The sequence below is a fragment of the Microbacterium testaceum genome (assembly GCF_003075375.1).
GTDB classification, from domain to species: Bacteria; Actinomycetota; Actinomycetes; order Actinomycetales; family Microbacteriaceae; genus Microbacterium; species Microbacterium testaceum_E.
Genome location: NZ_QDFT01000005.1, coordinates 1 through 17,063, shown reverse-complemented (window position 1 = coordinate 17,063; position 17,063 = coordinate 1). Strand labels below are relative to the sequence as shown.

Sequence of the window (17,063 nt, the reverse complement as noted above, 5' to 3'; positions counted from 1 at the left end):
ACGGAGAAGATCATGTCCGAAGAAAAGACCCCCGCCGAAAACCCGCACGGGCCCGCCCGTCGCCGTGCGATCGCGCTGATGACCCCCGTGTTCGTCGTGCTGCTGGCATCCATGCTCCTCGTCGGCACCGTGCTGGTGCTGCTGCAAATCGCCGGGCTGCTGATCGGGAACGGTTCGTTCGTCACCGGCGTCGCCGATGCCCTGAACCCCTGGGCCTTCGGGATCGGCGGTGCCCTGGGCATCTGGACCCTGCTGCTGTCGTATGCCCACGGATGGAAGCCCGCCGACTGACGTCGGCCCTCGAGAACGGATGAGTGACATGACTGCTATCGCTACGGTCGACCGTCGGGTCGTGGAGGGTCTCGCGGCCCTGCCCGTCGCCAACATCGGCGACTCCATGGACCGACTGGGTGTCGTGGATGCCGGCATCCACGCCGTCTGGGACGGAGCCGCCCTCGCCGGCCCGGCCTTCACCGTCGAGGTCGCCGGCGGCGACAACGCCGGCATCCACGAGGCCATCTCGCAGGTCCCCGCCGGCGCGGTGCTGGTCGTCAACGGCCACGGCGTGACCGACCGCGCGCTCATCGGCGAGCTGATCGCCGAGCGTCTGCGCAAGGTCGGCTGCATCGGCTTCGTCGTCGACGGCGCGGTGCGCGACGTGGGAGACCTCGAAGAGATGGGCTTCCCCGTCTTCGCGCGCTCGAGCAGCCCCGCCGGACCGTACAAGAACGGTCCCTTCCGCGTGGGCGTGCCCATCGCGCTCGGCGGGGTCGTCGTCAGCCCGGGCGACATCGTGGTCGGCGACCGCGACGGCCTCGCCGTCGTCCCCGCCGCCGAGGCCGAGGCCGTGCTGGAGCGCGCCCGTCGCAAGAACGAAGACGAGGCCGAGACGCGGCGCGGCATCCTGGCCTCCTGAGCGATCCGACACACTAGATGGATGAGCTCGAGTCGTGAAGACACCTCCGGTCAGCCCACGGTCCGCAGCGTCGAACGCGCGCTCGACCTGCTCGAGCTGCTCGAGCGCGCCGACCGGCCGCTACGACTCGTCGACCTCGGCCGCGGGACGGGACTCTCGACCGCCACGACGCTCCGCCTGCTCGGCGTGCTCCAGCGACGCGATCTGGTCTCGAACAGCGGCGGCGAATACCGCCTGGGGGTGGCGACCCTCGGCATGGCGCACGGGTACATCTCGACCGACGCGCTCAGCAACCGGGCGCGGCCGCACCTGCAGCAGCTCGCCGAGACCACCCGGCTCACGAGTTCGCTGTACGTGCGCAGCGGCGACGAGCGCATCCTCGCCGTCCGCGTCGACGGACAGCACCCCCTGCGCTATCAGCTGCCGCTCGGCCGCCGGCTCGCCCTGCACCTCGGCGCGGGCAAGCCGATCCTCGCGCACCTGCCGGCCGACGAGGTCGCGCGTATCCTCGGCGGCCTCGGCGAGACGCGCACCGCGGGCGGGCTCACGGTCTCGACCGAGGGATTGGATGCCGAGCTCGCCGCCGTCCGCCGCAACGGATTCCACGTCTCGGTGGCCGAACGCGACACCGCGGTGGCATCCATCAGCGTGCCCGTCTTCTCATCGGCGGGGGAGATCATCGCCTCCCTCTCCGCCTCGGGACCGGTCGAGTCGACCGACCCCGACACCCTGCCCGACTGGGCTCCGGAACTCCGACGGGCGGCAGCGGCCGTCGGTCGCTAGCGCGGGTCTCGATCCGCGCATCTCGAAAGGAACATCATGCGCGTGATCGGCATCATCGGACTCGGCGAGGCGGGCTCGCTCTACGCGCGCGGCGCGGTCGAGGCGGGCTACGAGGTGCGCGGGTTCGACCCCGCTCCCACCCCGACGCCCGAGGGAGTGCAGCGCGCCGCGTCGCTCGCCGACCTCGTGGCCGCGAGCGACCTCGTCATCGTGCTCACCGGCGCCGCTCTGAGTGCGCGGATCGCCGCCGACGCCGCCCCCCACCTGCGCGCGGGTGCGGTCTACGCCGACTTCACCACGGCCTCGCCCGACGTGATGGTCGACGTCGCCGCGCTCGTCGAGAAGGCCGGGGCGCGGTTCGCCGACGTCGCCATCCTCGGGCCGGTGCCGACGAAGGGCGCCGCGACCGAGACGATCGTCAGCGGGACCGCCGCGGGCGACGTCGCCGAGGTGCTGCGACGCTTCGGCGCCGACGTCGAGGTCATCGAGGGGCCGGCCGGGGCGGCGACGTCGCGCAAGCTGCTGCGCAGCGTGCTGATGAAGAGCCTCGCCGCCATCGTCATCGAGGCGCTCGAGGCCGGCCGCGCGGCGGGATGCGAGCCGTGGGTGCGCGCTCAGATCGCCGCGCAGCTGTCGGGCGACGCCGAGGCCAAGATGGACCGCTACGAGACGGGCAGCCGCAAGCACGCGGTGCGCCGCGCGCACGAGATGGAGTCGGTCGTGGACTACCTGGGCTCGCTGGGCGTCGCGTCCGAGATGTCGGACGCGTCCCGTCGGGTGCTCGAACGCCTGGGTGAGCAGCGGGCCTGAGCTCGCGAGCGATGTCCGTGAGCATCCCCGCGTGCGGGTGGCGTACCACCCGCACGCGGCCGGGGCGACTGTCAGACGGCGACGGCCGTCACGACGAGATTGTCGACGTAGTGGCCGCTGTCCGGATCCCACGCACCGGCGCACGTGACCAGCCGCAACTGCGGCGTCGGCGTCGGCGCATAGACCGACTCGGTCGGGAAGCTGTTCTTCTCGACGGTCTGCAGCCCGGTCACCACGAAGTCGGCGGTCGACCCGTCCGCGCGGCGGACCGACACCGTGTCGCCGGGCGTCAGCCGCGGCAGGTCGTAGAACACCGCCGGACCCGTGGGGGAGTCGACGTGGCCCGCGATGACCGCGGGACCGATCTCTCCGGGCAGGACGCCCTTCTCGTACCAACCGACCGCGTCGTAGTCCTGAGGGGACTGGATCCACCCGTCGGCCCCGCGGTCGAGCCCGATGAGGTCCGAGTCCACCCCGATCGCCGGGATCGAGATGTGGACGGGCGCGGCGGTGTTGGCCGCCGCGGGGGCCACCGGGTCCTGGAACCCGCTCGCCGCGCCGACGCCCGGCGCCGTCGTCGCCGCGGCGCCCGCCGCGCCGGCCGGGGCCGCGTCGTCCGCGGCCGCGTCACCCGCGAGCGCGGGGCAGCCGTCGAGCACGTCGTCGGTGAGCATCGCCGTCGCGAGCGCCGTCCACGCGGCACCGTAATAGGTGGGGGTGGATGCCGCGGTGTCGGCCATGCGCTGCAGGTCGGCTCGCGCCTCGTCGTCGCTCCCGCTCGCCGCGAGCGCAGCCGCTCGCGCGGCGTAGGCGACCGGATGCCGATCCGACGTGAGGGCGCCCGCCCCCGCGTCGAGCTCGGCGGGCAGCTCGTCGCCGCCCGGGAGCACCGCCGCCACCCGCGCGGCGAGGGCGCGGTCGTCGTCCCGGCACGACTCGGCGAACCGGATGGTCGTGCGCGCGGCGTCGTAGCCGTACGCCGGCTCGCCCCCGCCGCCCGCGGAACCCGCGAGCGCGACGGCGCCGTCGTCGGCGACCGTGGCCCAGTTGGTCGGCAGGGTGTTGGCATCCATCAGGGCACTCGTCACCGCTCGACTGCCCGCGGCCAGTTCCTCCCACCGGGGGTCGCCCGACGCGCGCGAGAGCACGTCGAACGCGGCCGGCGACGCGTACGAGGGGTTGTAGGCGTGGGGGGATGCCGTCGCCCACGGCCCCGGCAGCAGGATGCGTCCGAGCGCGGTCTCGGCCGTCATCTCGTCGAGGACGGCCGCGCCCAGGGCCACGCCCTGCTCGCGGAGATCATCGCGGTCGAAGGCGTCGCCCGCGAGCACCAGGGCGCGCGCCGCGTCGAGGTCGGCGTCCGAGGCGGGTTGCTCGTCGACGACGGCGCCGTCCTTCCACTGCCACGCCAGCAGACCGTCGTCGCGCTGCAGGTTCGCGGTGGTCCACTCCCAGATGCTGTCGAAGCGCGACGGGTCGTCGGCGGCCACGGCGAGGAGCAGGCCGTACGCCTGCCCCTCGCTGACGGTGTCGCCGCCCTGGTCCGTGCGCACCACGCGACCGGCGTCGACGTACGTGTCGAGGAAGGCCTCGGCCGTCGCGGTGGTGCGGTCGGCGGTGTCGGGTTCGGGCTCGGTCGCGGTGCTGCACGCCGCCATCGTCAGGGCGACGACGGTCGCGACCGCGCCGACCGTCGACGCTCGACGTGCGAACGTCACGCGCCCGCCTCGCCCCGGCGGTGTCGGCGCACCGCGATCAGCGCGACCGCGCCCAGCGCCACCGCCGCCGCACCGGCGCCCGCCGCAACGGCACCCGAGGGCGCGGTCGTGGCGGCGGCGGTTCCGCCGCCACCGGTGTGGATGCCGCCGACCGGCATGTCGGCGAGGGTCGCCGAGTCGGTGATGGTCTGCGCCGTCAGCGCGCCCTGGGCGTCATCGAGCACGAAGAGGGTCGAGACCGACCCCGCCGGCAGATCGACGGCCGAGGTCGCGGACTCGTCCGCTCCCGTCAGCTCGAGGTCCCACGAACCCGCCGGGACCGCGGCGTAGTCCGTCGCCGAGCCCGCGGGCACGTCGCGGGCGATCGGACGACCCTGGGCGGTGTCGACGTTCACCGTCGGCTCGACCGTCGAGGCCTGCACGACGCGCACCCGCGCCTGGCCGGCGGCGGGGGCCGAGAGGTCGTCCTCGAAGACCGTGGTCTTCAGGTCGGCGTTGCGGCCGTACGCGGCGACCGTGAGCGGCTCGCCCTCGGCGATGTCGATCGACTGCTGCACGACCGGCTGCGTGCCGTCGGTGGCATCCGAGGGCACCATCGACACGACGTACGTGCCGTCGGCGAGGGGGATGTAGGGGCTCACCGCACCGTAGGCGACGTCGTCGAGCTCGTACACCACGGCCCCGCCGGCGAGCGCCGTCAGCTGCACGTCGACGGACTTCGTGTCGGGGGAGAGGTGCGCCACGCGCGCCCACCCGCCGGGGGCGGTGGTGGCCGCGGAGGCGGCGGGGGCGGTGGCGACGCCGATTCCGGCGGTGAGCAGAGCGGCGGCGCCGATCGCGGCGAGCCGAGCGGGACGACGGGAGGGGGTGGAACGGAACATGGCGGTCCTTTCGTTGGGGGGAGGAGAGGATCAGGAGGTGGGACGGGGGAGCAGGTCGACCGGCTCGTCGGGCGAGAACGTGATGACCACGCCCGCGTCACCGCGTTCGACCGAGACCGGGCGCAGGGGGCCGGTCAGCGACTCGTAGAAGCGCAGCAGGGCGTCGGCCCCGGCGGCATCCCCCCGGGCGTCCTGACCCGCGAACGAGCTGACGATGAGCTGACGGTGCACGCCCGAGGGGTCGCCCTCGAGCTGCGTGATGTCGGCCACGTCGATCCGGCCCTGCGACGAGAGCTGGCCGAGGGTCAGCAGGATGCGTCCGTCGACGACGCCCGAGGTGAGCAGGTCCTGCTCCTCGCCGGGGACGCCGACGTCGGGGTTCTGCAGCACCTGCTGCCCGGCCACCGATCGGGCGGCGTAGAGGCCGTCGTCGGCGGCCTGCGCGAGCGCCGCCTGCGCGGTGTCGACCAGGCGCACGTCGACCTTCTGCGCGCCCTCGCCGAACGACGCCACGACGGCGCTGTTCTCGATCGCCTGGCGCACGGTCGGGAACTCGGTCGGGAAGGTGCGCATGGAGTCCGTCGTGATGACGTAGTCGTAGTCGCGCCACCCGTCGGGGGCGAGCTGCTGCACGTCGGTGTCGGTGTCGGCCTTGTAGTACCAGACGACGTTCTCGCGCTCGAAGCCGGCGCGCACCAGGTCGACCCACATCGCGTCGTCCACGAGCATGCGCGAGTCGGCGGGGGCGTTCTGCGACATCCACGCCTCGGCGTCGCGCAGCGGACGGTCGAGGTCGGCGAGCAGGAATCCGCGCAGCTGCGCGGCCCACAGCGGACCCGCGGCCAGCACGGCGACGATGAGTCCGACGGCGGTGGCGACGCCGCCGATGCGTCGCAGGGCGCCGTGGGAGCGCAGGGCCTCGACGGCCACCTGGCCCATTCCGGCGACGACCACGGCCGCGAACGGCAGCAGCATGATGACGTACGGCACGGGCAGGTACCCGCCGCGGAACATGAACGCCGTCAGGGCCAGCAGGGCGATCGCCCAGGGGCGCAGGCGACGCACGAACAGCGCCGCGACGGCGGCCGCGAGCGCCGTGACGATGAGGACGGCGTCGAGCTGCCACCACAGTCCGACGGTGCGCGACATGAGGCTCTCGGGGTCGAACAGCGATCCGCTGCCCTCGCGCGAGGCCAGCTGGAACGCGAGACCGTCCCACAGGCTCACGCGCCCGGGAGCGGGAGCGACCTCGCCCTTGACCAGGGCGAAGGCGACGTAGGCGAGGCCGATCAGTCCCAGCACGGCCGAGGCGACCGACAGGGTGTACCGGCGCGTGGTGCGGTCCGCGCCGCGCCACATGAACCACGCCACGAGCGGCAGCGCGAGCAGGTACGTCTCTTTCGTGAGGACGGCGATGCCGAACGCGGCCGCGGCGCCGATGTACCCGGCGAGCTGGGCGCGGCGGCTCATCGCCAGCAGCAGCGCGGCGAGCAGCCACGCGGTGGCGATGTTGTCGAGGTACACCTGCCGGTGGAACTGCACCGCGAGCGGCGACAGCAGGAACAGCGCGACCGCCGCGGATGCCGTGAACCGGGCGAAGCCGATGCGGCGCACGACGAACCACAGCAGAACGGCGGCCGCTGCGGTGGCCGCGAGCATCGCCTCGCGGGCGGCGATCACGGCGACGTCGTAGCGGTTCCAGCCGTCGGTCAGACCGACCCAGGCCGCGATCTGCATCCACCCGAGGGGCGGGTGGTCGTACCAGTACGTGTAGTGCGTGAGCTCGCCGAGGTTGCCGATGCTCCACGCCTGTGCGGTGTACGTGCCCTCGTCGTCGATGCGCTGCGGGGAGCCGCCGAGGTTCAGGGCGTTGACCACCAGGCCGAGGACGAGGGGGGGAAGCAGCCACAGTGCGTCGCCGAGCCGGGCGCGCCAGGGCGAGACGCGGCGGCGCAGGCCCGCCGGGGGACCGGAGGGGATGGTCCCGGTGGGGACGCGGTCGATCGTCGAGGTCATCGGGTCACCTCCGAGCCGGCGCCCACGAGGGTGGGCTCGGCGGATGGGGTCGCGGGTGCGGCGTCGCGGTGGGCGCCGGTGTGCTCGGTCTTCTCCCAGCTGCCGTCGCCGCGCAGCTGACGCACGACGCTGCGCACGGCGGCGGCGGCGAGGAACACCTGGTAAGGCACGAGTCCCAGCACCAGGCGCACGTAGTCGCGCACGCGCACCTTCTTGCCGTAGACGCGCCCGAACTCGGTCAGTCCCGCCGCCTCGGCGACGAGGGTGATGATCGTGGGCACGAGGGGCAGGAAGGTCAGCAGCGCCACCGGGGTCGGCACCTTCACGAGCAGGATGAACACGAGCGAGATGGGGATGAGCAGTCCGGTCGCCGCCTGAAGGAACGGCATGTTCAGCAGATAGCGGGCGTACATGCGCTGGCGCAGCGTCGGCAGCGCCTTCCACTCGCCCTTGCCGAGGACCTGCAGGAAGCCCTGGTTCCAGCGCGTGCGCTGCTTGTAGAGCGACTTCAGGGTCGGCGGGGTCTCTTCGCGCGTGACGTACTCGGGGTTGTAGGCGACGACGACCTTCGCGCCGTCGCTCGACAGCCGCACGCCGAGCTCGCAGTCCTCGGCGAGGCACTGGTCGTCCCACCCCTTCGACCACGCGAGGCGGTCGCGGGTGACGAACACGGTGTTGCCGCCGAGGGGGATGAACTTGGAGCGGGCGTGGAAGTGCAGGCGCGAGCGGAACCAGAAGTAGTACTCCAGGACGTTGCGCAGCGACCACCAGCTGGTCTCGAAGTTCATCAGCTGCACGCCGCCCTGCACGACGTCGGCACCGGTCTCTTGGAACTTGGAGTCCACGACCGTCAGCAGGCCGGGGTGCACCTCGTCCTCGGCGTCGAACACGCCGACGATGTCGCCGGTCGCGATCTGCAGGGCGCGGTTGAGCGCCTTGGGCTTGTTCTTGGGGACGCTGTCGTCCACGACGACCTTGATGAGATCGGGATGCCGTGCGGCGGCCTGACGCACCACCAGCTCGGTGCCGGGGTCGTCGTGGCCGACGATGGCGATGATCTCGAAATCGGGGTGATCCTGCTGCGCGAGGCGGTCGAGCGTCTGGCCCATCACCTCTTCTTCGTGCCGCCCGGGCACGAGCAGCGTGAAGCGGTGCCGCGCGGGGCGCGGCGAGGAGCTGAACTGCGTGGCGCGCAGATCGTCGGCGGAACGCCAGGCGTGGAGCATCCACCACAGCGTCGTCGTCGCGACGACGGTCAGGGCGAGCGCCAGGACGATGACGCCGCTGTAGCCGAGCCACTCGCCGATCGACCAGTCGGGCAGGAAGCCGCCCGACACGGTGGTTCCGGGCTGGGCGGGGACGGGGACGTCGGTCACGCCGGTCGACCCCTGACCGGGGGCGGGCGCGACGGGCGTGAGGAGCGGTTCGGGCGTCGGGTCGGGGGCGGCGACGGACCGGGGGGTCAGCGGGAACGACAAAAAAACCTCCAGCGTCCACGTGGACGGTTCGAGGGCGGTAAGGGGGAGGTGCGGAGAGAGGGCGGGGGATCAGCGCACGGGGGTCATCCGGGGCGAGGTGGGGGGATGGTTTGGAGCGGTCAGGGTTTTGCCAGGGAGCTTTGCGGTCACTCCCACGTTGCCTCGTCGGGCCGCCGATGCATGCGGATGCCGCTGCAGTAAGCCGTTCCGCGGCGCCCGCGGCGCCGCCAGACTGGGCTCATGAGCGAAACCGTCGTGCGCGTCGACAACCTGCGGAAGACCTACCGGGGCGGGCTCGAGGCGCTGCGCGGCGTGTCGTTCGACATCGGGCGAGGCGAGACCTTCGCCCTGCTCGGACCCAACGGCGCCGGCAAGAGCACCGTCATCGAGATCCTCGAGGGATACCGCGATCGCACGAGCGGCGACGTCCGCGTGCTCGGTGTCGATCCGCATCGCGGCGGCCTGGACTGGAAGGCGCGCCTGGGCATCGTGCTGCAGAATACGGGCGAGGCGCCCACCGCCACCGTCCGCGAGCTGCTCGCCCACTTCGCCTCGTTCTACCCGCGGCCGCGCGACGTCGACGAGACCATCGCCGCGGTCGGTCTCACCGACAAGGCCAAGATCAGCGTCCGCAAGCTCTCGGGCGGGCAGCGCCGCCGCGTCGACGTCGCCCTCGGCATCATCGGCCGGCCCGAGCTGCTCTTCCTCGACGAGCCCACGACGGGCTTCGACCCCGAGGTCCGCCGGCATTTCTGGGACCTCATCCGCAGCCTGCAGCGCGAGGGGACGACGATCCTGTTGACCACCCACTACCTCGACGAGGCCGCCGAGCTGGCGGAGCGCGCGGCGATCATCGTCGGGGGGCTCATGGCATCCGTCGGTCGGATCGACGACCTGGGCGGCCCCGAGGCGCGCGTGCCCCTCGTGCGCTGGCGCGAGGACGGCGTCGTGCGCGAGGAACGCACGCAGGACCCCGGCGGGGTGGTGGCGGCGCTGCACGCGCGGCTGGGCGAACCCGACCGTCTCGAAGTCGTTCGGCCGAGCCTCGAGGACGTCTACCTGTCGTTCCTGGGCGACGAGGCGCGGCGCACGACCGCGGCGGGAGGCCTCGCGTGAGCCGGGTGCTGCGCCTGGGCGCCGCGCGGATCGCGTTCGAGGTGCGCTCGTACTTCCGTCAGGGCGACTCGGTGTTCTTCACGTTCCTGTTCCCCGTCATGATCCTGCTGATCTTCGCGGTCGCGTTCGACGCCCAGACCTTCGGCCCTCCCGGAGACGAAGTGGATGCCGCGCAGTTCTACCTACCCGCGATGCTGGCCGCGGGCGTGCTGTTGTCGGGGTTGCAGAACATGTCGATCGACATCGCGATGGAGCGCAGCGACGGCACCCTCAAACGTCTCGGCGGCACCCCGCTGAGCCCGGTGTCGTACTTCATCGGCAAGCTCGGCCAGGTGCTGGTGACCGGGTTCCTGCAGTCGGTGCTGCTGATCGTCGTGGCGGCGGTGTTCTTCGGCGTGCCGCTGCCGACCGACCCGGAGCGGTGGCTGACCTTCGCGTGGGTGTTCCTGCTGGGGGTCACGACCTGCGCGATCCTCGGCATCGGCCTGTCGGCCCTGCCGCGCACCGGGCGCAGCGCCACCGGCGTCGTCATCCCGATCGTGCTGCTGCTGCAGTTCATCTCGGGCGTCTACATCAACTTTGCCGCGCTGCCGGAGTGGCTGCAGAACGTCGCGAGCGTGTTCCCGCTGAAGTGGCTCGCGCAGGGCTTCCGGTCGGTGTTCCTGCCCGAGAGCTTCGCGGCGGGAGAGCCGTCGGGGTCGTGGGACCACCCGCTGATCCTGCTCGTGACGCTGCTGTGGTTGGTGGTGGGTCTCGCTGTGGTTCGAGCGACGTTCCGCTGGATCCGCAAGGACGCGTGAGGCGCCGCGCCGGCCCCCGTCCCGGCACCCCTGCCCGCCGCGCGCCGGAACCCCCGCCCGCCCCGCGCCCCGCGCCCCGCCCCGCGCGCCCCGCGCCCAGCGCGATAAACGCTCCCCGTGTCGAGAAACGCGTCCTGTGCGTGTTTCTCGGCACGGATCGCGTTTATCGCGAGAGAGGGAGGGATGCCGCGGCCCCGGCCGCCCCGCGCCCCCGCCCCCGCTCGCCCCGCCCCGCGCTCGCCCCGCTCGCCCCCGCCCGCCCCGCGCTCGCCCCGCTCGCCCCCGCTCGCCCCGCGCTCGATAAACGCTCCCGGTGTCCAGAAACGCGTCCCGTGCGCGTTTCTCAGCATGGATCGCGTTTATCGAGGGAGGGAGGGATGCCGCGGCCCCGGTGTCGGAGGCCGGGACTAGCGTGGAGGAATGGTTGGTTATCGCTACCTCGGCAACAGTGGATTCAAGATCTCCGAGATCACCCTCGGCAACTGGGTGACCCACGGCTCGCAGGTCGGTGACGACGCGGCCGTCGCCACCGTGCACGCCGCGCTCGACGCGGGCATCACGACGTTCGACACGGCCGACACGTACGCGAACACGGCGGCCGAGACCGTGCTCGGCAAGGCCCTCGAGGGTCAGCGTCGCGAGTCGCTCGAGATCTTCACCAAGGTGTACTTCCCGACCGGTCCCGGCGGCCCCAACGACACCGGGCTCAGCCGCAAGCACATCATGGACTCCATCAACGGTTCGCTGAAGCGTCTCGGCACCGACTACGTCGACCTCTACCAGGCGCACCGCTTCGACTACGAGACGCCCCTCGAAGAGACGTTCCAGGCGTTTGCGGACATCGTCCGCCAGGGCAAGGCGCTGTACATCGGCGTCTCCGAGTGGACCGCCGAGCAGCTGCGCGACGGACACGCGCTGGCGAAGCAGCTCGGCATCCAGCTCATCTCGAACCAGCCGCAGTACTCGATGCTGTGGCGCGTGATCGAAGGCAAGGTCGTGCCCGCCAGCGAGGAGCTGGGGATCTCGCAGATCGTCTGGTCTCCCATGGCGCAGGGCGTGCTCAGCGGCAAGTACCTGCCCGGCCAGCCCGTGCCCGAGGGCTCGCGCGCCACCGACGAGAAGAGCGGCGCCAACTTCATCAAGCGTTTCCTGAACGACGACACGCTCGAGGCCGTCCAGCGGCTCAAGCCCATCGCCGACGGGGCCGGGCTCACCATGCCCCAGCTCGCGATCGCCTGGGTGCTGCAGAACCCCAACGTCGCCGCGGCGCTCGTGGGGGCTTCGCGTCCCGAGCAGCTGCACGACACCGTGAAGGCGTCGGGGGTGACCCTGGATGCCGAGGCGCTCGCCGCGATCGACACGGCGCTGGGCGACGCGGTGTTCGCCGACGCCGAGAACACCTACGAGGTCTCGCCCAAGAAGCGCCTGGTCTGACGCGGTCCGTTCAGCGGGCCGGGCGTTCGCGCCCCGGCCCGCTGTCCCGCGCCTGGACGTTCGTCGGACCAGGGCGTGGTTCCGCGCGCGAGATCACGTGATGTGGGCGAGGTCACACGCAAGGGGGTGTGCTCTCGCGCGGATCGCGTGATCTCACGCGTCGGCGGCGCCGGCACGGCACCCTCCGCGCGGGCCCTCGCCGGGCGTACGCCCCCAGCCGGGCCTCAGGCCCCGCTCAGGAGCCGGCAGGAAACGCGTCGTACCCTGTGCGGATGTCCTTTTCCGCTCACCGACCCGGCCGTTTCGGTTCCGACGGTCGAATCGAGTTCACGACGGAGCAGGAACGCGAGCGCTACCTCGACGAGTTCCTCGCCGAACGCGACGCGTCCGACACCGACGCGTCAGAACCGACCCCGCCGGACGCGCCCGACCGCCACGACGGCACGTCCGAGCCCTGGGGCGCGCCGCCCGCCGACGACGAGCCGCTCGACCCGTTCGTCGACGACCCGTTCGTCGACGACCCCCGCGACGAAGACCCCCGCGAAGACGACCCCCGCGCCGACCCCGCGGACGAGCACGACACCGTCGTGATCGACCGCGAGGCCCGCGCCGACGACACCCCGCCGCAGCCCGAGCAGCCGCTCGCGGCCCCCGCTGTGGCATCCGTCCCCGTCCTGGCCGAGCCGCGCCCGCCGCGCCTGCGCCGCTCCGACCCCCGTCGGCCCAAGCTCTCGCTCATCCGTCGCATGGCCGTCCTCGGCGGTGCCGACAACGACGTGCTCGACGAGGTGCCCGAAGAGGTGCCCCGCTTCGTGCAGATGTTCCTCGTGCTCGCCGGGACCGCCCTCGTCTCGGCCCTGTCGATGATGTTCGCCCTGCTCACGGGCGTTCGCGTGAGCATCCTGCTCGCGGTCCCGCTGGCGATCGTGTGGGGTCTCATCATCTTCAACCTCGACCGCTTCCTCACCTCGACGATGCGCTCGACCAAGAACCTCTTCCGTCTGCTGGGCCTCGCGCTACCGCGCGTCATCATGGCCGCGCTGATCGGCATCGTGGTCGCCGAGCCGCTCGTGCTGCAGATCTTCCAGAACGACATCAACCGCGAGGTCAACTCCACGAACGTCACCCAGGCCCTGACCGATCAGGATGCCGTCACCAACGGCCCCGAGAAGCAGGCCCTCGACGCCGCGACCGCCCAGGTCTCGGCGCTCGAAAACCAGGCGGCGACCGGCATCGTCGCGGGCACCTCGTCGACCTCGGCCGAGGCGGCCGCGGCGCAGCAGACCGTGGACCAGCTCACCCAGCAGCTCGCCGCGCAGCAGACGGTCATCGACCAGGCCCGCGCGGTGTACCAGTGCGAGCTGACCGGCCAGGGCGCGGGCACGGTCCCCGGCTGCACGGGTGTCGCCGGTGACGGTGCGAGCTCCGACGCCGCGCAGGCGCAGCTGCAGCAGGCGCAGTCGGGCTACGACTCGCTGTCGGCGCAGCTGCAGCAGGCGCAGTCCACCCTCGCGTCGGCCAACAACGCGGGGGCCGCGGCCGCGGCATCCTCCGCCGACGCGAACAAGCAGCAGGCCGAGGACCAGCTCCCGGCGGCTCGCGCGCAGTACGAATCGGCTCTCGCCGCGTACAACGCGCGCGCCTCGTCGGTCGCCGACGGCAATGCCGGGGCGGTGGGACTGCTCAGCCAGATCACCGCGCTCGAACGCCTGTCGGACCGCGAACCGGTGCTCCGCTGGGCGCACTACCTGATCGCCGCGCTGTTCTTCATGATCGAGCTGCTGCCGGTGCTGGTGAAGGTGCTGACCGGCTTCGGCGGGCCCTCGCTGTACGAGAAGGCCGAGAAGATGCGCGGGCAGATCGCCCTCGACCGCGTCTCGGCCCGGACGTTCCGCAAGCGCGCCGACATCATCGCCGACGAGGCGAACCGCGTGCCCGCGACCGTCTCCTGATGGCCGTCTGGAGCGCGGGGCTGCTGCTGTACCGGTTGACGCCGGTGCCGCAGGTCTTCGTCGCGCACATGGGCGGGCCGTTCTGGGCCAAGAAGGACGCCGGCGCGTGGTCGATCCCCAAGGGCGAGTTCGACCCCGACGGCGAGGGGGCGCTGGATGCCGCCCGCCGCGAGTTCCGCGAAGAGCTCGGCGTCGAGCCGCCCGAAGTGGCATGGGCGGAACTGGGCACGTTCGCGTACTCGTCCGGCAAGAAAGTGGTCGTCTTCGCCGGCGACGGCGCGGGGTTCTCGGCATCCGCCTTCGCGTTCGGGACCTTCGAGATGGAGTGGCCGCCGCGGTCGGGGCGGGCGCAGTCGTTCCCCGAGGTCGATCGCGCGGAATGGATGGACTTGGATGCCGCGCGCGACGCGCTCGTGAAGGGCCAGCGTCCCGCGATCGACGCGCTCGAGAAGGCGCTCGCCGGGCTGTCCCGCTGACCGGCGTCCGCGCTCGCGCGGCTGCGACAACGACGTCGAGTGTCCAGGACACGCCGCAAGGTCCTGCCTGCGCGCGGCATGTCCTGGACACTCAACGGTGGGTGGCCGCGTGCCCCGGCGCCCCGCGCCCGCCCCGGCGCCCCGCGCCCGCCCCGACCACCCGCCCGCCCCGCACACACCGAGTGTCCAAAACACCCGGACGTCTCGAGAGATCGTCCGGGTGTTTTGGACACTCGGCCTGAGAGCGACGCGAGGAGCGACGCGGAGGAGCCCCGCGGGCGCCGCGGGCGCCGCGGCGCCCCGCGGAGCCCCGCGGGCGCCGCGGGCGCCGCGGCGCCCCGCGCACGCGACGTCGAGCGTCCACAACACGCCGTCCCGCGGGGCGGGGAGGCGGCGCGTCGTGGACGCTCGACCGAGCGGGCGGGGCCCGAGCGGGCGGGAACCGAGCGGCGGGGACGCTCAGCTCACGGGCGCAGCAGGACCTTGCCGACGCGGGGCGAGTCGCTCGCGCGGGCGGCCTCGCGGGCGTCCTCGAGGCCGAAGGTGGCCGCGACCGGAAGGGTCAGCGTGCCGTCGGCGAGGTAGCGCGACAGCTCGCCGAAGAGGGCGCCGCGGGTCTCGGCATCCATCGTCTTGCTGACGACGCTGCCCCAGAAGCCCTTGACCGTCGCCTGACGGAAGATGATGTCGCCCGCCGACAGCTCGAGCTTGCCCGCGCCCATCGAGCCGAAGATGACGAGGGTGCCGTTCTCGCTCAGCAGCGACAGCACGTCGTTGCTGGCCGAACCGCCGACCGAGTCGACGCCGGCGACGATCCGCGCCCCGTCGGCGAGCGCCAGGGCGGCGTCGCGCCAGCCCTCGGCGTCGGTCGACACGACGTTGTCGATGCCCTGCTCGGCCAGTTCGGCGACCGCGCTCTGGCGGCGGACGAGACCGATGACGTGGATGCCGCGGGCCTTCGCGATCTGCGCGACCATGCGTCCGACGGCTCCGTTGGCGGTGTTCTGCACGATCCAGTCGCCGGCCTTCAGGTCGAGCGAGTGCAGCAGGCTGATGGCGCTGAAGGGCATCGACACGAGCTGCGAGGCGACCTCGTCGGACAGCCCGTCAGCGACCGGGATGAGGCCGGCGGCCTTGGTGACGACCTGCTCGGCCCAGACGCCGAAGGTGCCGCCGGTGGCAACGCGCTGGCCGACGGTGAGGCCCTCGACGCCCTCGCCGAGCTCTTCGATCACGCCGACCGCCTCGGTTCCGGCACGCGCCGGCAGCTCGGGCTTGAAGCCGTAGGTGCCGCGGATGGTCCACAGGTCGTGGTTGTGGATGGGTGAGAGCAGGATGCGCAGGCGGACCTCGCCGGGGCCGGGGGTCGGGGTCTCGACCTCTTCGACGCCGAGGACGTCGGCGGGCTCGCCGAACTCGTGGTGGATGACTGCGCGCATGGAATGCCTCCGTGGTTATTTTGTAACGACCGGTCTAATATAGACCTCGACGCCGCGGATGCAACAGGGTCGGCGGGCTCGGCCTCTCGCCCCCGAGGATTCCGCGCCCGACGCAGGGTCGCGACGTCACGAGTCAGTCCGAGGAGACAACATGGGCAGGATGCCGAGCTTCGACCGCTCCGCCGTCGTCGACGCCGCGCGTGACGTCTTCTGGCGGCGCGGCTACGCCGAGGCGGGCATCGCCGAGCTCGAAGAGGCCACCGGACTCATGCGCTCGAGCATCTACCACGCCTTCGGCAGCAAGCGCGGCCTGTTCGACGCGGTGCTGTCCGCCTACCTCGACGGCGTCGTGCGCACGCGCTTGCGTCCTCTCGGAGGGGGAGACCCCGGTGCACTCGAGGCCTACGTCGACGACATGAGTGCGGCGATCGCCGCCGACGCGCCCCGCGCCCGGTTGGGCTGTCTGCTGCTGAACGCCGGCTCGTCGCCGCTCGCCAGCGAGGACGCCGAGGTGCGCACGCTCGTCTCGGACTACGCGGCCGAGATGCGGGCCGCGATCCGCGCCGCCGTCGGCGACCGCCGGCCCGATCTGACCCCGGATGCCGTCGACGCCCTCGCCGCGGTGTGCGCCTCGCTCGTGGTGGCCGGCCTGACCCTCGCCCGCGCCGACCGCGACGCGGCGCTGGCGACCCTGGCATCCGTTCCGACGACGCTGGAGTCCTGGGGACGCACCGCGGCCTGAGGCGGACTGTCGCCGCGCGAGGATGCGTGCGGCGATAACGACGAGACAGCTGCCGCCTGACAACTCGGTTGCAGGATGTCGCCGAGTTGTCAGCAACATGCAGTCTCGGCGAGCGGGTGGGGGCTGTGTATACCCACGCGCGTCTTTCCGACCGATCCGTCGCATTCCGGCGCCGCAGTGCATACACTGGTCGGGTGATGACGAGGGGGACGCATGCGAGCGAGTGAACGCGCGTACGCGACCCTTCTCGACGAGATCCAGAGCGGCGCCCTCGCACCCGGCACCGTCCTCGGCGAGGTCGAGCAGTCCTCGCGTCTCGGCGTCAGTCGCACGCCGCTGCGCGAGGCGCTGCGTCGGCTCGCCTCGGACGGACTGGTCGCCCAGGCCTCGGCGCGCGTCACCGTGGTCGCCGGCATCGACGCCGACGACATCGGCGCACTGTTCGAACTGCGCCGCGCGCTCGAGACCGAGGCGGCCCGACTGGCCGCGCAGCGCGGCGATC

At 72.4% G+C, this 17,063-nt stretch carries 16 protein-coding genes; 11 read left to right on the top strand and 5 right to left on the bottom strand.

The window, feature by feature from the left end; translation table 11 throughout:
* The first annotated feature begins 12 nt into the window (after window positions 1-12).
* Genes DC432_RS03035 through DC432_RS03020 form a run of 4 tightly spaced genes read left to right on the top strand, consistent with a single transcriptional unit; the run spans window position 13 to window position 2,509 of the window.
* On the top strand, window positions 13-291 hold the full coding sequence (locus DC432_RS03035; RefSeq protein ID WP_116536631.1) for a hypothetical protein: 279 nt from the start codon (window positions 13-15) through the stop codon (window positions 289-291).
* Between the two features lie 28 nt (window positions 292-319).
* The gene (locus DC432_RS03030) at window positions 320-916 is read left to right on the top strand and encodes a methyltransferase (RefSeq protein WP_116536630.1); all 597 of its coding nucleotides are present in this window, start codon (window positions 320-322) and stop codon (window positions 914-916) included.
* A gap of 21 nt (window positions 917-937) precedes the next feature.
* The gene (locus DC432_RS03025; protein ID WP_116536629.1) at window positions 938-1,699 is read left to right on the top strand and encodes an IclR family transcriptional regulator; all 762 of its coding nucleotides are present in this window, start codon (window positions 938-940) and stop codon (window positions 1,697-1,699) included.
* A gap of 36 nt (window positions 1,700-1,735) precedes the next feature.
* Entirely contained in the window at window positions 1,736-2,509 is a 774-nt protein-coding gene (locus DC432_RS03020) for an NAD(P)-binding domain-containing protein (RefSeq protein ID WP_116536628.1), read from the top strand.
* 71 nt (window positions 2,510-2,580) lie between these two features.
* Here the strand turns inward: DC432_RS03020 and DC432_RS03015 are convergent, their stop codons facing one another.
* Genes DC432_RS03015 through DC432_RS03000 form a run of 4 tightly spaced genes read right to left on the bottom strand, consistent with a single transcriptional unit; the run spans window position 2,581 to window position 8,500 of the window.
* Window positions 2,581-4,227, bottom strand: a complete 1,647-nt coding sequence (locus DC432_RS03015) for a class F sortase (protein ID WP_116536627.1) — start codon at window positions 4,225-4,227, stop codon at window positions 2,581-2,583.
* Complete coding sequence (locus tag DC432_RS03010; protein ID WP_116536626.1) at window positions 4,224-5,108, bottom strand: DUF4397 domain-containing protein; 885 nt, start codon at window positions 5,106-5,108, stop codon at window positions 4,224-4,226. The genes DC432_RS03015 and DC432_RS03010 overlap by 4 nt, the downstream gene beginning before the upstream one ends.
* A 30-nt stretch (window positions 5,109-5,138) precedes the next feature.
* A complete protein-coding gene (locus tag DC432_RS03005; protein WP_116536625.1) occupies window positions 5,139-7,124 on the bottom strand; it encodes a glycosyltransferase family 39 protein in 1,986 nt (661 codons plus the stop codon).
* Window positions 7,121-8,500 (bottom strand): glycosyltransferase, encoded by a 1,380-nt coding sequence (locus DC432_RS03000; RefSeq protein ID WP_243393004.1) that lies wholly within the window; start codon window positions 8,498-8,500, stop codon window positions 7,121-7,123. The genes DC432_RS03005 and DC432_RS03000 overlap by 4 nt, the downstream gene beginning before the upstream one ends.
* Window positions 8,501-8,842: 342 nt before the next feature.
* On the opposite strand from DC432_RS03000, the gene DC432_RS02995 reads away from it, so the two are divergent.
* From DC432_RS02995 to DC432_RS02970, 5 genes are all read left to right on the top strand, one after another.
* Window positions 8,843-9,718: an ABC transporter ATP-binding protein gene (locus tag DC432_RS02995; protein ID WP_116536624.1), complete on the top strand. Its 876-nt coding sequence runs from the start codon at window positions 8,843-8,845 to the stop codon at window positions 9,716-9,718.
* Window positions 9,715-10,518, top strand: coding sequence for an ABC transporter permease (locus DC432_RS02990; RefSeq protein WP_243393003.1), 804 nt, complete (start codon window positions 9,715-9,717; stop codon window positions 10,516-10,518). The genes DC432_RS02995 and DC432_RS02990 overlap by 4 nt, the downstream gene beginning before the upstream one ends.
* A gap of 420 nt (window positions 10,519-10,938) precedes the next feature.
* On the top strand, window positions 10,939-11,952 hold the full coding sequence (locus tag DC432_RS02980; RefSeq protein ID WP_116536623.1) for an aldo/keto reductase family protein: 1,014 nt from the start codon (window positions 10,939-10,941) through the stop codon (window positions 11,950-11,952).
* 272 nt (window positions 11,953-12,224) lie between these two features.
* Window positions 12,225-13,904: a DUF4407 domain-containing protein gene (locus tag DC432_RS02975; RefSeq protein ID WP_116536622.1), complete on the top strand. Its 1,680-nt coding sequence runs from the start codon at window positions 12,225-12,227 to the stop codon at window positions 13,902-13,904.
* Window positions 13,904-14,380, top strand: coding sequence for an NUDIX domain-containing protein (locus DC432_RS02970; protein ID WP_116536621.1), 477 nt, complete (start codon window positions 13,904-13,906; stop codon window positions 14,378-14,380). Before DC432_RS02975 ends, DC432_RS02970 begins: the two co-directional genes overlap by 1 nt.
* A gap of 464 nt (window positions 14,381-14,844) precedes the next feature.
* Here DC432_RS02970 and DC432_RS02965 read toward each other — a convergent pair whose 3' ends face one another.
* Entirely contained in the window at window positions 14,845-15,819 is a 975-nt protein-coding gene (locus DC432_RS02965) for a zinc-binding dehydrogenase (protein ID WP_116536620.1), read from the bottom strand.
* 151 nt (window positions 15,820-15,970) lie between these two features.
* Here DC432_RS02965 and DC432_RS02960 point away from each other — a divergent pair, with 151 nt between their 5' ends.
* Both DC432_RS02960 and DC432_RS02955 read left to right on the top strand, forming a co-directional pair.
* A complete protein-coding gene (locus tag DC432_RS02960) occupies window positions 15,971-16,561 on the top strand; it encodes a TetR/AcrR family transcriptional regulator (RefSeq protein ID WP_116536619.1) in 591 nt (196 codons plus the stop codon).
* A 213-nt stretch (window positions 16,562-16,774) separates the two neighbouring features.
* Window positions 16,775-17,063, top strand: a 289-nt coding sequence (locus DC432_RS02955; RefSeq protein ID WP_133177874.1) for a GntR family transcriptional regulator, incomplete at its 3' end; no start/stop codon positions are given.

What these genes read in the sequence shown, in the direction of transcription:
- DC432_RS03035 (WP_116536631.1), top strand. Translation starts at nt 13, where the DNA reads ATGTCCGAAGAAAAGACCCCCGCCGAAAACCCGCACGGGCCCGCCCGT.
- DC432_RS03030 (WP_116536630.1), top strand. Translation starts at nt 320, where the DNA reads ATGACTGCTATCGCTACGGTCGACCGTCGGGTCGTGGAGGGTCTCGCG.
- DC432_RS03025 (WP_116536629.1), top strand. Translation starts at nt 938, where the DNA reads ATGAGCTCGAGTCGTGAAGACACCTCCGGTCAGCCCACGGTCCGCAGC.
- DC432_RS03020 (WP_116536628.1), top strand. Translation starts at nt 1,736, where the DNA reads ATGCGCGTGATCGGCATCATCGGACTCGGCGAGGCGGGCTCGCTCTAC.
- DC432_RS03010 (WP_116536626.1), bottom strand. Translation starts at nt 5,108, where the DNA reads ATGTTCCGTTCCACCCCCTCCCGTCGTCCCGCTCGGCTCGCCGCGATC.
- DC432_RS03005 (WP_116536625.1), bottom strand. Translation starts at nt 7,124, where the DNA reads ATGACCTCGACGATCGACCGCGTCCCCACCGGGACCATCCCCTCCGGT.
- DC432_RS02995 (WP_116536624.1), top strand. Translation starts at nt 8,843, where the DNA reads ATGAGCGAAACCGTCGTGCGCGTCGACAACCTGCGGAAGACCTACCGG.
- DC432_RS02980 (WP_116536623.1), top strand. Translation starts at nt 10,939, where the DNA reads ATGGTTGGTTATCGCTACCTCGGCAACAGTGGATTCAAGATCTCCGAG.
- DC432_RS02975 (WP_116536622.1), top strand. Translation starts at nt 12,225, where the DNA reads ATGTCCTTTTCCGCTCACCGACCCGGCCGTTTCGGTTCCGACGGTCGA.
- DC432_RS02970 (WP_116536621.1), top strand. Translation starts at nt 13,904, where the DNA reads ATGGCCGTCTGGAGCGCGGGGCTGCTGCTGTACCGGTTGACGCCGGTG.
- DC432_RS02965 (WP_116536620.1), bottom strand. Translation starts at nt 15,819, where the DNA reads ATGCGCGCAGTCATCCACCACGAGTTCGGCGAGCCCGCCGACGTCCTC.
- DC432_RS02960 (WP_116536619.1), top strand. Translation starts at nt 15,971, where the DNA reads ATGGGCAGGATGCCGAGCTTCGACCGCTCCGCCGTCGTCGACGCCGCG.